Annotated in this window: 13 protein-coding genes and 1 riboswitch; of the genes, 3 read left to right on the top strand and 10 right to left on the bottom strand. The window is 68.2% G+C overall.

Annotation, left to right across the window (positions count from 1 at the left end):
- The first annotated feature begins 53 nt into the window (after positions 1-53).
- Positions 54-134, top strand: a riboswitch (SAM riboswitch).
- 70 nt (positions 135-204) lie between these two features.
- The 3 genes from D7006_RS03385 (at position 205) to D7006_RS03375 (ending at position 3572) form a co-directional block, all read left to right on the top strand.
- Positions 205-1425, top strand: coding sequence for an O-succinylhomoserine sulfhydrylase (locus D7006_RS03385; RefSeq protein ID WP_237355555.1), 1221 nt, complete (start codon positions 205-207; stop codon positions 1423-1425).
- Between the two features lie 124 nt (positions 1426-1549).
- Positions 1550-1942 (top strand): Co2+/Mg2+ efflux protein ApaG, encoded by a 393-nt coding sequence (gene apaG, locus D7006_RS03380; RefSeq protein WP_169123600.1) that lies wholly within the window; start codon positions 1550-1552, stop codon positions 1940-1942.
- Between the two features lie 121 nt (positions 1943-2063).
- Complete coding sequence (locus D7006_RS03375; RefSeq protein WP_237355554.1) at positions 2064-3572, top strand: TrkH family potassium uptake protein; 1509 nt, start codon at positions 2064-2066, stop codon at positions 3570-3572.
- 41 nt (positions 3573-3613) lie between these two features.
- Here D7006_RS03375 and D7006_RS03370 read toward each other — a convergent pair whose 3' ends face one another.
- The 10 genes from D7006_RS03370 to ccoN form a co-directional block, all read right to left on the bottom strand.
- Positions 3614-4369 (bottom strand): SDR family oxidoreductase, encoded by a 756-nt coding sequence (locus D7006_RS03370; protein WP_237355553.1) that lies wholly within the window; start codon positions 4367-4369, stop codon positions 3614-3616.
- Positions 4370-4416: 47 nt separating this feature from the next.
- Entirely contained in the window at positions 4417-5541 is a 1125-nt protein-coding gene (locus tag D7006_RS03365) for a hypothetical protein (RefSeq protein WP_237355552.1), read from the bottom strand.
- On the bottom strand, positions 5538-5729 hold the full coding sequence (ccoS, locus tag D7006_RS03360) for a cbb3-type cytochrome oxidase assembly protein CcoS (protein WP_237355551.1): 192 nt from the start codon (positions 5727-5729) through the stop codon (positions 5538-5540). Before ccoS ends, D7006_RS03365 begins: the two co-directional genes overlap by 4 nt.
- On the bottom strand, positions 5726-7954 hold the full coding sequence (locus D7006_RS03355; protein ID WP_237355550.1) for a heavy metal translocating P-type ATPase: 2229 nt from the start codon (positions 7952-7954) through the stop codon (positions 5726-5728). Before D7006_RS03355 ends, ccoS begins: the two co-directional genes overlap by 4 nt.
- Before the next feature lie 216 nt (positions 7955-8170).
- The gene (locus tag D7006_RS03350) at positions 8171-8689 is read right to left on the bottom strand and encodes a FixH family protein (protein WP_237355549.1); all 519 of its coding nucleotides are present in this window, start codon (positions 8687-8689) and stop codon (positions 8171-8173) included.
- A 26-nt stretch (positions 8690-8715) separates the two neighbouring features.
- Complete coding sequence (gene ccoG / locus D7006_RS03345) at positions 8716-10179, bottom strand: cytochrome c oxidase accessory protein CcoG (protein ID WP_237356841.1); 1464 nt, start codon at positions 10177-10179, stop codon at positions 8716-8718.
- 275 nt (positions 10180-10454) lie between these two features.
- Positions 10455-11336, bottom strand: a complete 882-nt coding sequence (gene ccoP, locus D7006_RS03340) for a cytochrome-c oxidase, cbb3-type subunit III (RefSeq protein ID WP_237355548.1) — start codon at positions 11334-11336, stop codon at positions 10455-10457.
- A 4-nt stretch (positions 11337-11340) separates the two neighbouring features.
- Positions 11341-11502, bottom strand: coding sequence for a cbb3-type cytochrome c oxidase subunit 3 (locus D7006_RS03335; protein WP_229645292.1), 162 nt, complete (start codon positions 11500-11502; stop codon positions 11341-11343).
- Between the two features lie 3 nt (positions 11503-11505).
- On the bottom strand, positions 11506-12255 hold the full coding sequence (ccoO, locus tag D7006_RS03330) for a cytochrome-c oxidase, cbb3-type subunit II (RefSeq protein WP_169123592.1): 750 nt from the start codon (positions 12253-12255) through the stop codon (positions 11506-11508).
- A gap of 10 nt (positions 12256-12265) precedes the next feature.
- Positions 12266-13930 carry a cytochrome-c oxidase, cbb3-type subunit I gene (gene ccoN, locus D7006_RS03325; protein WP_237355547.1) on the bottom strand — a complete coding sequence of 555 codons (1665 nt, stop codon included), beginning with the start codon at positions 13928-13930 and terminating at the stop codon, positions 12266-12268.
- Positions 13931-14067 lie beyond the last annotated feature (137 nt).

Below are 14067 nucleotides of genomic sequence, written 5' to 3'. Positions count from 1 at the left end.
TTTTTGTTCGATTTACCGGACGGAGCCCTTGACGCCAAGGGGGCCCCGCTCTTTAGTGCGGCTGTGGAGAATTTGAGCCGGCCGGCTTGCAGCCACGTTAAACAACCATGCTAAAAGGCCGGGGAGACGACAAGGGAAGCCTCATCGGCGCGTCCGATGCTGCACGCCCGGTCAGGTCCCCTCGGCCTCCCCTCGGAGACCGTCATGTCCGTGGCGCCAAAGCCCACCCCCCGGTTCGTTCCCCGCGATCCCCTTACACTCCACCCGGAAACACGGCTAGTCCATGGCGGGACGACGCGCTCTCCCTTCGGCGAGACCTCCGAGGCGCTCTTCCTGACGCAGGGCTTCGTCTATGACGACGCCGAGAGCTGCGAGGCGCGGTTCAAGGGCGAGGACCCCGGCTTCGTCTATTCGCGCTATTCCAACCCGACCACCGCCATGTTCGAGGAGCGCATGGCGCTGCTGGAAGGGGCGGAAGCGGCGCGGGCCACGGCCTCCGGCATGGCGGCGGTGAATGCCGCGCTGCTGTCTCAGCTCTCCGCCGGTGACCATGTGCTGGCCGCCCGCGCCTTGTTCGGCTCCTGCCGCTGGATTCTGGAGGACTTCCTTCCCCGCTTCGGCGTCGAGACCACGCTCATCGACGGCTGCGACCTCGACGCCTGGAAGGCGGGGGTGAAGCCCAACACCAAGATCTTCTTCCTGGAAAGCCCCACCAACCCGACGCTGGACCTCATCGACATCGCCGCGGTGGCGGAGATCGCGCACGCGGCCGGCGCGCGGCTCGTGGTGGACAATGTGTTCGCCACCCCCCTACTGCAGCACCCCTTCGAGCTCGGGGCGGACGTGGTGGTCTATTCCACCACCAAGCATGTGGACGGACAGGGCCGCTGCCTCGGCGGGGTGATCCTTTCCTCCAAACAGTTCGTCACCGACCATCTCCAGACCTTCCTGCGCCAGACCGGCCCCTCGATCTCGCCCTTCAATGCGTGGATCATGCTGAAGGGGCTGGAGACGCTGGCCCTGCGCGTGGAGCGCATGCAGGCGAGCGCCGGCAAGGTGGCCGACGCCCTCGCCGCCCTGCCGGGCGTGGAGAAGGTGATCTATCCCGGCCGCGCCGATCATCCCCAGGCGGAGCTGGCGCAGCGGCAGATGAAGGGCGGCGGCACCCTCGTGACCTTCGTGGTGAAGGACGGCAAGGAGGGCGCCTTCCGCTTCGCCAATGCCCTGCGGCTCATCCGCATCTCCAACAATCTGGGCGACGCGAAGAGCCTCATCACCCACCCCGCCACCACCACGCACCAGCGATTCACGCCGGAGACACGGGCGGAGATGGGCATTTCCGACGGGCTCCTGCGCCTCTCGGTGGGCCTCGAGCACGCCGACGACCTGATCGCCGACCTCGCGGGTGCCGCCGAAGCCTTGTGATTGCTGGCGGCGCGGCGCGCGGGTTGCCGCGCTGCACCACGCCCTGTTGCGCGCGGGCGACAACGCGGGTTCACTGTGCGCCGCGGGGGCATTTTCTCCCGCGGTGTGAGGAGCTAGAGCGGGTATGTACCGCGCCATCACTCGGAATATTCAGGTGACTGCGACGCCGCGTTATGTGGCGGAGCGGTCTGAGCCCGACCAGGGCCGTCATTTTTGGGCCTATACGATCGAGGTGGCCAATTTGGGCCAGGAGACAGTGCAGCTCAAGGCGCGCCACTGGATCATCACCGATGCCAACGGCCGCACCGAGGAGGTGCACGGGGCCGGTGTCGTCGGGGAGGAGCCGACCCTGCCGCCCGGCGGCCGGTTCGAATACACCAGCGGGGTGCCGCTCAACACGGCCACCGGCATCATCCGCGGACGCTACGAGATGGTCACCGACACCGGCGAGCCCTTCTCCATCGAGATCCCGGCCTTCTCGCTGGACGTGCCGGACGTGCGCCGCGTCCTCAACTGACCTGATGCATCCGCCCGGCGCCGGCCGGGCGGGACGATTTCAGCTTTAGCCTTTCAGCTTTAGGTTTTTTTGGCCCCTGTCCTTTATTGACGTCGCAGCGAACCGGGCGAGAGGGGAGATCATGCACGCGGGCATTCCCACCGTGGAGGCCGAGGCCGTATCGGTCCTCAGCCTGCGCCCGGTCGCGGCCACGCTCGGCATCCTGCTCGCCATCCTCGGCGCCGCCATGCTGGCGCCGGCTGTGGCTGATTTCGCGGCCCGCGCCAACAGCCAGGAGACGTTCGCGGGTGCGGCCTTCGTCGGGTCGGCCGCCGTTACCATCTTCGTCGGCGTGCTCATGTGGATGACCGGGCGCGGCCAGCTCACCCGCAAGCTCGACCTGCGCCAGGCCTTCGTTCTCACCACCTCGGTCTGGGTGGTGCTCTCGGTGTTCGCCGCTCTGCCGCTGATGTGGGGGTCGTCCCGCCTCTCCTTCACGCGGGCCATGTTCGAGAGCATGTCCGGCCTCACCACCACCGGCGCCAGCGTCATGTCGGGGCTCGACGCCATGTCGCCGGGCATCCTCCTGTGGCGGGCGCTGCTGCACTGGTTCGGCGGCATCGGCATCATCGCCATCGCCATCGCCGTGCTGCCGGTGCTGTCCATCGGCGGAATGCAGCTGTTCCGCACCGAATCCTCGGACAAGTCCGACAAGTTCCTGCCCCGCGCCGGCAGCATCGCCAAGCGCCTGCTCCAGGCCTATGTGCTGCTCACCGTCATCTGCGCCGGGTGCTATCTGGCGGCGGGCCTCAAGCCGTTTGATGCGGTGACGCTCGCCATGTCCACTTTGTCGAGCGGTGGCTTCGCCAATTCGGATTCCTCGCTCTCGGTGTTCGCCAGCCCGGCGGTGGACTATGTGGCCATCGTCTTCATGCTCGCCGCCGCCATGCCCTTCCCGCTCTATGTGCGGGCGCTCTCGGGCGATGCGAGCCGCCTGTTCACCAATCCCGAGGTGCGGGTCTTCCTCGCCATCGTCGCCGCGTTCACATTGCTGTCCTTCGCCCAGCAGAGCCTCCAGGGCATCGCCAGCGGCGAGACGGCGCTGCGGGGCGCGCTGTTCACCGTCAGCTCGCTCATCTCCACCACCGGCTTCATGTCCGTGGACTACACGAACTGGGGGCCGTTCTCGGATTCCCTCTTCTTCGTGCTGATGTTCCTTGGCGGCTGCACCGGCTCCACCTCGGGCGGCCTGAAGGCGCTGCGGCTCGCCATCACCGCCAAGGCCATCCGCCAGCACCTGAAGCGCATCTCGTTCCGGGCCGGCATCTTCCCCATCCGCTATGGCGGTGCGCCGGTGGCGGACGACGTGGTGGGCTCGGTGCTCTCCTTCGTCTTCCTCTATCTCCTCACCTTCTTCCTGGTGGGCGTCGCGCTCAACATGATGGGGCTCGATCTGCGCACCGCCTTCTCGGCGGCCATCTCCTGCCTCGCCAATGTGGGGCCGGGCCTGGGGCCGGTGGTGGGCCCCGCTTCCAATTTCGGCGGTCTGCCCGATCCGGCCTTGTGGCTGCTCACCGCCGCCATGATGCTGGGGCGGCTTGAGATCCTCACCGTGCTGGTGCTGTTCATGCCGCGCTTCTGGGTGCGCTGAGGCGCGCGTCAGAAGTGGGCCAGGGCGGGCAAAGGCCCGCCTCAGAAATGCGCCATGTAGCCGCCGTCCACCGCCAGGATCTGGCCGGTGATGTAGGAGGCCGCCGGCGAGGCGAGGAACACCGCCGCCCCCGCCACCTCCTCCGGGTGCCCCCAGCGGCCGAGCGACGTGCGGCGGGAGAGCCATTCCCGCAGCGTCTGGTCGCGCGACTGCGCCTCGTTGGCGGCGGTGAGCATGTAGCCGGGGGCGATGGCGTTCACCGTGATGCCGTGCGGGCCGAGATCGGCGGCGAGCGCGCGGGTCAGCGCCTCCAGCCCGCCCTTCGCCGTGGTGTAGGCGGCATCTCCAGCGCGGGAGAGCGGACCGGCGATGGAGGTGATGTTGATGATGCGCCCGCCCGCCTTGCGCGCCACCATGCCCCGCGCCACCTGCCGGGTGAGATGGGCGGGGGCCAGCAGGTCCATTTCCACCAGCCGGCGGAAGTCGGCATCCTCCATGTCGAGGAAGGCGCGGCGGTCGCGGGCGCCGGCATTGTTGACGAGGATGTGGATGGGCGGCGCCTTGGCCATGGCCGCGTCCACCGCCTCCGCGTCGAACACGTCGAGCAGGAAGGGCTCGGCCTTGCCGCCCTTGCGGATGATGGCGGTGACGGCGGCGCCGAGCCGCTCGGCATGGCGGCCGTTCACCAGCACATGGGCACCGGCCAGCGCCAGCGCCAGCGCCATCTCGAAGCCGAGGCCAGAGGCCGAGCCGGTGACGAGGGCGGTCTGACCGTCGAGGGCGAAGGGATGGGTCACGGCGGGGCTCCGGGGTTGTTCTCCCCTGCCTACCGCTCCCGGCGGATTCAGGCCAGCAGATAGCCGGTGAGCGCGCCGCAGATGGCAAGCGCAAACAGCCCACCATCATGCAGCGCCAAAGCGAGGCGGCTCGGCTGGCCGGACTGGTAGATCCAGGCGGTCGCCCCCACCGTGGCGACGGACCAGCCCGCGCCGACGCAGATCAGCGCCGCCGTGATGCTCTCCGGCGTCGCAAGACGTTGCAGCGGCACGCCGATGGCGACGAGCACCACGCCCGTCAGCGCGATGGCCAGCGGCGGCAGGCGGTCCCCCGCAAGGGCCAGCGGCACGGCCGGCGCATACATGGCGGCCACGTGCAAGGCGATGAAGCCGAACACCGCCGCACCGCCGATGCCGCAGCCCACCAGCGCCAGCGGCGCCCCGGACATGACGGCGTTCATGCCGAACCAGGCGGTGCCGGCCACCAGCGTCGGCCACACGATGGCCGAGAGCGGCGCCGTCACCTTGGGGCGGAAGGTGGAAGTGGGATCATCAGCCAGCATCACCGCAACGCCCAGCGAGCAGGTGTGCGCCAGCGCAGCCAGCGCCGCGGCACCGACAAGAAAGAAGGGCGCGGCGAGGCTTTCGGCGAAGCTCGCGAGCGTCGGCCCGGCGACGGCAGCAAGAAGGCCGCCGGCCAGCACCCCGGCCGTGGCGGCGGCGGGCCGTCCGCTCGCGGCGGCTGCCTCGTGCCGGTAGAAGAAGGAGAAGCCCTGCGCCATGCCGAGCCAGAGGGCGCCGAGGCAGGCCCAGGCAAACTGCCGCTGGATCAGCGCCGCCACCAGCAGCGCCCCGCCGGCGATGCCCACCGAGGCGCCGAGCGCGAAGCCCGTGCGCCGGCCGAAGGCATCGCGCAGAAAGGAGGCGGGGAAGGAGGCGAGCGCCGCGCCGAGCAGCAAAGCGGCGAACGGCCAGGTGACGAGTTCCGGCCGCGGCGCCAGCTGCGCGCCCGCAAGCGGCAGAGCGGCGGAAGCCACCGTCTGCGCCAGCACGGCGAAGGCGAAGCCCACTGCGAGACCGAAGGTGGAGACGGCGCGGGGGCCGTTGTCATTGGCCGGGGCGTCGAGCTGCGGGTCGCAGACGCAGACCAGCATCCCCGCCCGGGGCTCGGGAGCGGGCGCGGCGCGCCTCACGAGCGGTGCCTTTCCGGTGCGGTGGATGAGGGCCTTGCATTGTCGGGCAGGTCGTCGTCGGACAAGACGCGAACGGCCGCGCCGTCGAGGTCGTCATACTGCCCGCTCTTGAGGCTCCACAGGAAGGCGAACAGGCCGCCGAGGCCAAGCAGCAGCGCGAGGGGCACGAGATAGACGAGGACGTTCACGCCGCCACCTCCGTGAGCGCGCCGGCTTCGCCCGTCGCGCCGTCATCCCCCACCGCTTCTTCCTTGCGCCCGGGACGGGCCGCGCGCAAGGCGTTCACGGTCACAAGGATGGAAGAGCCGGACATGGCGAGCGCCGCCACCAGTGGCGTCACGAAGCCGGCGATGGCGAGCGGTACGGCGATGATGTTGTAACCGACCGCAATGGCGAGGTTCTGCCGCATGAGCCGCGCCGCCGTGCGGGCCCCGTCCACCGCGGCGAGCACCGGCCACAGCCGGCGGCCGAGGAACACCGCATCCGCATGGGCCTGCGTGACCGCGGCTCCGCTCGCGGGCGAAAGGGAGACGGTGGCGGCCGCGAGGGCCGGCGCGTCGTTGAGGCCGTCGCCGACCATGAGCACGCGGCGACCCGCGGCCTTGAGGGCGTCCAGCGCGGCGATCTTGTCGGCGGGCTTCAGGCCGGCCTCTGCCGCGACGATGCCGAGCGCCTCGGCCACCGGCGCCACCGCCGCCGGCCGATCGCCGGAAAGAATGCGCACGTCGAGGCCACGGGCCTTCAGCTCGGCAACCACCTCGCGCGCATCGGGCCGCAGCGCCTGGGCGACGCCCATGACGAGTACCTTCTCGCCGTGGCGGAAGGCGATGAGGGAGGCGTCGGCGGGAAGATCGGAGGGGGCGATGGCATCGCAGAAGGAGAGGCTGCCGAGGCGGGCGCGGCGGCCGTCGATGATCGCCTCGATGCCCTGCCCGCTCATCTCGGTGACGCGCTCCAGCGCCGGCCCCTTCGCCCGGGCGGCGATGACGCCGGCGAGGGGGTGGCGGCTCGACAGGGCCAGCCGGCCGGCTAGCGCCACCATGTCCGGATCGGCGCCGCGCGGCAGAGCGAGGGCCGGCTCCGGCAGGGTCAGGGTACCGGTCTTGTCGAACACCACGGTGTCCACCGCGGCGAGGCGCTCCAGCATGTCGCCGGCATTGATGAGCAGGCCGGCGCGGAACAGCCGGCCCGTCGCGGTCACCTGCACCGCCGGCACGGCGAGCGCCAGCGCGCAGGGGCAGGTGATGATGAGCACGGCCACCGCGATCATCACCGCATCGTGCAGCCCGGCGCCCGCCAGCAGCCAGCCGATGGCCGAGACGAGGGCGGTGAGGTGCACCATCGGCGCATAGAGCCGCGCCACCCGGTCGGCGAGGCGCACATAGGCACCTTTTTCGGCCAGCGCGCCGTCGAGCAGGCGCTGCACGTCGTCCACCAGGGTGTTCTCGCCACCCGCTGTGACGGTGAGGTGCAGCGCGCCCTCCCCGTTCAGGCTGCCGGCATAGACGTGATCCCCGGCCTTGAGCGCGCGGGGCAGCGTCTCCCCGGTGACGAGGCTTTCGTCCACCGCGGAAAGGCCGGACGCGACCACGCCGTCCGCCGCCACCCGCTCACCGGGATGGATGAGGATGGTGTCGCCCGGCTGGAGCGCCTGCACCGGCACCAGCACGGGCACGCCATCGGCGCCGATGCGATGGGCCATCTCGCCCCGAAGCGCCGCGATGTTACCGGCCGTGGCACGGGTGCGCCGGCGCGCCTCGTGGTCGAGGTAGCGGCCGGCGAGGAGGAAGAACAGCAGCATGATGGCGCTGTCGAAATAAGCGTGCGGCTGGCTCATGGCCGTTTCCACCACGCTCATACCCAGCGCCAGCGTGACGCCGATCGTGATCGGCACATCCATGTTCAGCCGGCCGGAACGAATGGCCCTGACCGCGCTCTGGAAGAAGGGCTGTCCGGCATAGGCCGCCGCCGGCAGCGCGATGAGCGCGGAGATCCAGTGGAAGAAGTCGCGCGTCTCGGGGGTGATGTCGGTGACGTTGCCCGACCACACCGAGACCGACAGCAGCATGATGTTCATGGCCGCGAAGCCCGCGACGCCGAGGCAGCGCAGCAGCCAGCGGGCGTGCCGCGCCTCGCTCTCCTCCGCCCGGCCGGCGAAGGGATGGGCGCGGTAGCCCAACGCCTCCAGCTGCCCCACCACCCGATCGGGCGATGTGCCTTCCGACCAGGCGACGGTGAGGCGGTGGGTCGAGTAGTTGAGGCGGGCGCGCACCACGCCGGGCAGCGCCTTCACCCCGTTCTCGATCTCGCCGATGCAGGCGGCGCAGTCGATGCCGTCGATGGCGAGACTCATCTGCGCCAGGCCGTCCTCGGACGTGCCGACGAAGATGGAATAGTCGATCGCCTCAGACATCTTCAGGTCCCCGGGGGCTGCAGGGAGGGTGCGGGCTCAACCCGCGGCACGGATCAGCACCGTGCCATGAAATAAAGTGAGTACGACAGGCCGGCGGCGCGACGAACCGCCCAACCTCTCGTACCCAAGGCACGGGCGGCACTGGACGGTGGCCGCCCGGCAGTCTCGATGCCGCCTCGGGAGGCCCGGAGGATGCCGGTTGCCCGTTCAAGCGGCTTACGGAAGCTGCACACGATTCTTGGACCGGAAGACCCGTTCGCCGCCTTGCGCAAAATCAATCACCAGATCCCACTGTCCGGCGCCGGCCTGGGTGCGGGCGCGGTAGCGGCCGTCGCCCAGCGGTTCGAGGTCCAGCACCACATCGCGGCGGGCGTCGGTGGGATGGGCGAGCACGCCATCGGCGACGAGGTTGGTGAGCGGCTTTCCGGCGGCGTCGCGCACGATGATGTTGACCTCGCGGGCGCCGCCGCCGAGGGAGCCCAGCGACACGTCCACTTTCCAGTGCATGGCCGCCTGCCGCTCGGCCGCCTGATGTTCGGCGGTGAAGGCGAGACCGGCCTTGTAGGAGCTTTCCGTCTCCACCCCCGCGAAGGTGGTGACGGCGAAGCGCGCCATGATGACGTTGACGCCGATGACCACGCCGAAGAAGGCGAGGAGGATGGCGAGCACCGCGCGGCCGGTCAGCTCGCGCGGTGGCTTCGGGGTGCTGGCGGCCGGGGCAGAGGCTCGAGCCATGGTGTGTTTCCCTTCGTGCGGCCCGCTCAGGGGCCGATGAAATGGTCGGTGACGGAGGCCGACAGGCCGGAGGCCTTGTCGCGGATGCGGAACGTCACCGGCAGGGAAGCCGCGGGCGGGAGCTTGTCGCCGGTGGTGACGAGCACGCGCACCTCCCGCGTCTGGTCCGGTCCGATGGTGAGGCCGTCCGCATTGTCGCCGATAACCTCGAGGCTGGCATCCGGGACGCCCTCGACGGAGAGGATGAAGGTCCGCTCCTCCAGCTTCTTGTTGATGAGGCGGATGGTGTAGGCGTTGCGGATCGCGCCGCTGGAGAGCCGCACGAACAGCGGATTGCGGTCGTGGATGGCGGAGAGGCCTTCCGTCGAGCGCCCGATCAGCGCGGTGAGCATGAGGCCGGAGACGAAGGCGATCAGCACGCCGTAGAGGATGGTCCGCGGACGAAGGATGCGCTGGACGAAGGGCTTGCCGGCGGCGCGCGCCTCGAGGTTCGCCTCGCTCTCATAGGTGATGAGGTTCCCCGGACGGCCGATCTTGTGCATCACCGTGTTGCAGGCATCGATGCACAGGCCGCACTGGATGCAGGGCAGTTGCAGACCCTGGCGGATATCGACGCCCGTGGGGCACACCGCGACGCACTGGCCGCAATCCACGCAGTCGCCGGCGGGCAGGCCCTTCTCGCGCAGCACAGCCGCCTTCTTCACCGAGCCGCGGGGTTCGCCGCGATCGTAGAGATAGGTGACGTTGAGCGCGTATTCGTCGGTCAGCGCCGCCTGGATGCGCGGCCAGGGGCACATATAGGTGCAGACCTGCTCGCGCATGTGGCCGGCGAGCGCGTATGTGGTGAAGGTGAGCACCCCGATGGACATGTAGGCCACGGCAGACGCCTGGAACGTGGCCAGCTCGACCACCAGCGTCGGCGCATCGGCGAAATAGAGCACCCAGGCGCCGCCGGTCCACCAGGCGATCAGCAGCCAGATGGAGTGCTTCAGCGTCTTGTGGGCGAACTTGTCGATCGACCAGGGCTGGGCGTCGGCGATCATGCGCTCGCGGCGGTCGCCCTCGATCAGGCGTTCCACGGCCATGAACAGGTCGGTCCACACCGTCTGCGGGCAGAGATAGCCGCACCACACACGGCCGGCCACCGCATTCATCAGGAACAAGATGAGCGCGGAGAGGATGAGCAGGCCGGCGACGTAATAGAATTCCTGGGGCCAGATCTCGAGGAAGAAGAAATAGAAGCGACGGGCCGGGAAATCGATGAGCACGGCCTGATTGGGCGCGTCCGGCCCACGGTCCCAGCGCACGAAGGGCAGCAGATAGTAGATGCCGAGGGTGATCCCGAGCAGGACCCACTTGATGGTGCGGAAGCGGCCGTGGACGCTCTGGGGATAGATCTGGCGCCGGGCCTCGTAGAGCGGGATGTCGTCGTCGCCGCTCACGACCACGGGGGCCTTCTTGTCCTGGGACTTGGTGGACAGGGCAGTCATCATCTTCACCGCGGTTCGCCGGTCAAGACGGACCGGCCGTACGTATCGGGGCCTTGCCCCTCGGGCGCAGATTCGAAGACCCCCGTCTCCGATCCGCAGCGCTACATTCATATCTTAGAATGTAAATGCGATCCCCAAAGCAAAAGGTCGCGCCGACGTTTGGTCGCGCGACCTTTTGGCATCTCCGCCGCGCGGCCTGGTCCGGACGGTGCGCGTGTCCGACCGGGAGGCTGGCCGCCGGCGCGTCCGGGGCGCGAGGCCCCGGAGCTTCAGGCTCAGCGTCCGCCGCCCAGCGAGTGGACGTAGACGGTGAGAGCCTTGATCGTGGTCGGGTCGAGGCGCGCGTGCCAGGACGGCATCACGTTGCCGCGTCCATTGATGACACCATACTCGATGGTGGCCTTGTCGGAGCCGTACAGCCAGATGCCGTCGGTGAGGTTGGGGGCGCCCATCTCCTGGTTGCCCTTGCCGTCGTCACCATGGCACGCGGCGCAGTTGGAGGCGAACACCTCCTTGCCCTTGTCGTAGTCCGCACCCGGCTTGGCGATGCCGGAGAGGGTGCGCACATAGTCCGCCACCGCCGAGATTTCCGGCTTCTGCAGGATGCCGTCCTTGCCAAAGGCCGGCATGTTGCCCTGGCGGGTGTCGGGATCGTTGGCGCGGATGCCATGCTCGATGGTCTGCTGGATCTGCTCCAGCGAACCGCCCCACAGCCAATCGTCGTCATTGAGGTTGGGGAAGCCGGTGGCACCGCCGCCGCCCGCGCCGTGGCAGGGCGCGCAATTGTCGGCGAAGGCGACGCGGCCCTGGGCCCGGGCGAGGGAGAGCAGCGCCGGCGTCTGCTCGATCTGCTCGAGCGAGGCGTTGGTGAGCTTTGCCGCGCTCTCCGACCGGATGGCGTTGAGATCGGCGATCTGCACCGCCACCGCCGAACGCGAATGCCAGCCGAGGATGCCCGGCGTCGCGGAGGAGACGAGCGGCCAGGCCGGATACAGGATCCAGTAGCCGATCGCCCAGACGATGCAGGCATACCACACCCACAGCCACCAGCGCGGCAGCGGGTTGTTCAGTTCGGAGATGCCATCCCATTCATGACCGGTGGTCGAGACGCCGGTTGCCTGGTCGACCTTGCCGTGGGTGTCGTTGGTCGTGCTCACGGGATCAATCCTCTTTGAGCGGAATATTGGCGGCGTCGTCGAATTCCTTCTTCCTCTTCTTAGAGGGCCAGAAGGCGTAAGCGACCACCAGCAGGAAGGCGACGACGAAGAGGATCAGGCCCCCCGTCTGGGCGAAGGCCGCGAGGCCGAGATAGGTGTCGTGCATCGATCACCTCACATTCGCCTGGTTGTCGTAGAGCTTGAAGTCGACGAGCGTGCCCAGCATCTGCAGATAGGCGATGAGCGCGTCGGCCTCGGTGAGTTCACCCGGATTGCCGTCGTAGTCGCGGCCCTGCGCCTTGGGATAGCGCTTCTGCAGGCCGTCGGAGTCGGCGGCATCGGTGGTCGCCTGGGTCTTCAGGTCGTCCTGCGCCTTGGCGATCATCTCGTCGGTGTAGGGCACGCCCAGAACCTGCTGGACCCGCATCTCCTCGCCGATGTGCTTGGCGTTGAGCCTGGTCTTCGCCAGCCAGGGGTAGCTCGGCATGATGGAGGCCGGCACCACGGAGCGCGGGTTGTTCAGGTGCTCCACCTGCCACAGGTCCGAATACTTGCCGCCGACGCGGGCGAGATCGGGACCGGTACGCTTGGAGCCCCACTGGAACGGGCGGTCGTACATGCTCTCGGCCGCCAGGGAGTAGTGGCCGTAGCGCTCTACCTCGTCACGCAGCGGGCGGATCATCTGCGAGTGGCAGTTGTAGCAGCCCTCGCGGACGTAGATGTTGCGGCCGGCCAGCTCGAGCGGGGTGTAGGGACGCATGCCCTCCACCTTCTCGATGGTGCTCTTCAGGTAGAAGAGCGGCGCGATCTCGACGAGGCCGCCGATGGAGATCATCACCAGGATGCCGAGCATCAGCCAGTAGGAGTGCTTCTCGAAGATCTGGTGCTTGGACCAGATGGAGGTGCCTTGGGTTGCCATGCTCGCCTCCTCACTCGGCCGCCTGCAGGGCGAGCTCGCGCTCGGCTGCGGTCTGGGGGGTGGTGATGGTCTTCCAGACGTTCCACGCCATGATGAGAGCGCCCGTCAGGAAGAGGATGCCGCCCAGGGCACGGATCACGTAGAGCGGGTGCATCGCCTCGACCGTCTCGATGAACGAGTATTCGAGGAAGCCCAGCTGCGTGTAGGCGCGCCACATGAGGCCCTGCAGGATGCCCGCCACCCACATGGAGGAGATGTAGAGCACGATGCCGAGGGTCGAGACCCAGAAGTGCCAGTTGATGGCCTTGACCGAATACATTTCGCGCTTGTTCCAGAGCCAGGGCACCAGGCAGTAGATGGCGCCGAAGGAGATGTAGGCGACCCAGCCCAGCGCGCCGGAATGCACGTGGCCGATGGTCCATTCGGTGTAGTGGCTGAGCGAGTTCACCGCCTTAACCGACATCATCGGGCCTTCGAAGGTGGACATGCCGTAGAAGGCGACGGCCACCACCATCATGCGGATGACGGGATCGGTGCGCAGCTTGTCCCAGGCGCCGGAAAGCGTCATGAGGCCGTTGATCATGCCGCCCCAGGAGGGCATCCACAGGATCACCGAGAAGGTCATGCCCAGCGTCTGCGCCCAGTCCGGCAGAGCCGTGTAGTGCAGGTGGTGCGGGCCGGCCCAGATGTAGATGAAGATCAGCGCCCAGAAGTGCACGATGGACAGGCGGTAGGAATAGACCGGCCGCTCGGCGCGCTTCGGGATGAAGTAGTACATCAGGGCAAGGAAGCCGGCGGTCAGGAAGAAGCCCACCGCGTTATGGCCGTACCACCACTGGAACATGGCGTCCTGCACGCCGGACCACAGGATGTAGGACTTCGGCGAGAAGACCGACACCGGGATGGTCGCGTTGTTGCCGAGATGCAGGACGGCGATGGTGATGATGAAGGCAAGGTAGAACCAGTTGGCCACATAGATATGCGGCTCGTTGCGCTTCAGAAGCGTCACCAGGAACACCAGCAGATAGGTGACCCAGACCACCGTCAGGAACAGGTCCGAATACCACTCGGGCTCGGCGTATTCCTTGCCCTGGGTGATGCCGAGCAGATAGCCCGTGCCGGCAATGACGATGAAGAAATTGTAGCCCAGCATCACGAACCACGGGGCGAGATCGCCGGCAAGGCGCGCGCGCGAGGTCCGCTGCACCACGTAGAACGAGGTGGCGAGGAGCACGTTGCCGCCGAAAGCGAAGATCACCGCCGAGGTGTGCAGCGGGCGCAGCCGGCCGAACGAAATCCAGGGCAGATCGAGATTCACGATCGGGAAGGCCAGCTGCAGCGCGGCGATGACGCCCACGAGGAAGCCGGCGATGCCCCAAATCACGGCGGCGACGGTGCCGAATTTCACCACGCCCATGTTGTAGTTGGGCTTGCCGTCGATGAACTGCGGCACCGCGCCGGCCGGACGGTTCATGTAGCGGTTGCCGATGGCGAATACCGACGCGATGCTCGCCGCGGCGAACAGGTACGCATGAAACGCGTATTCCGGCGTGTAGGCCTTTGCCGCCACGACGATCGAGAAAAGGGCGAAGAGGGAGAACACCCCGATGAGAGCGCCCTCACCCCACCTCAACGACTTCGCCGGGGGCTGGATTGGAGCTTGCAATGTTGTCATCTGTGGACCCTTCACGCCGGAGCGCAGAACTACACCCGGGGGACTAGGGCGCAGTACATCGCCCTAGGACCGTTTTTCACCTTGACGCATGTCAAAGGCTATGCCCGGCGAAATACGGATGTGCGCTGTGGCGGGCC

This window comes from Xanthobacter sp. YC-JY1, from assembly GCF_021730305.1.
Classification (GTDB): Bacteria; Pseudomonadota; Alphaproteobacteria; order Rhizobiales; family Xanthobacteraceae; genus Xanthobacter; species Xanthobacter flavus.
This window is presented reverse-complemented; position numbering and strand designations above follow the sequence as displayed.

Coding starts and splice junctions, on each gene's coding strand:
- D7006_RS03375 (WP_237355554.1), top strand. CDS start 2,064: ATGCACGCGGGCATTCCCACCGTGGAGGCCGAGGCCGTATCGGTCCTC.
- D7006_RS03385 (WP_237355555.1), top strand. CDS start 205: ATGTCCGTGGCGCCAAAGCCCACCCCCCGGTTCGTTCCCCGCGATCCC.
- ccoG (WP_237356841.1), bottom strand. CDS start 10,179: ATGACTGCCCTGTCCACCAAGTCCCAGGACAAGAAGGCCCCCGTGGTC.
- D7006_RS03350 (WP_237355549.1), bottom strand. CDS start 8,689: ATGGCTCGAGCCTCTGCCCCGGCCGCCAGCACCCCGAAGCCACCGCGC.
- D7006_RS03335 (WP_229645292.1), bottom strand. CDS start 11,502: ATGCACGACACCTATCTCGGCCTCGCGGCCTTCGCCCAGACGGGGGGC.
- D7006_RS03355 (WP_237355550.1), bottom strand. CDS start 7,954: ATGTCTGAGGCGATCGACTATTCCATCTTCGTCGGCACGTCCGAGGAC.
- ccoO (WP_169123592.1), bottom strand. CDS start 12,255: ATGGCAACCCAAGGCACCTCCATCTGGTCCAAGCACCAGATCTTCGAG.
- apaG (WP_169123600.1), top strand. CDS start 1,550: ATGTACCGCGCCATCACTCGGAATATTCAGGTGACTGCGACGCCGCGT.
- ccoN (WP_237355547.1), bottom strand. CDS start 13,930: ATGACAACATTGCAAGCTCCAATCCAGCCCCCGGCGAAGTCGTTGAGG.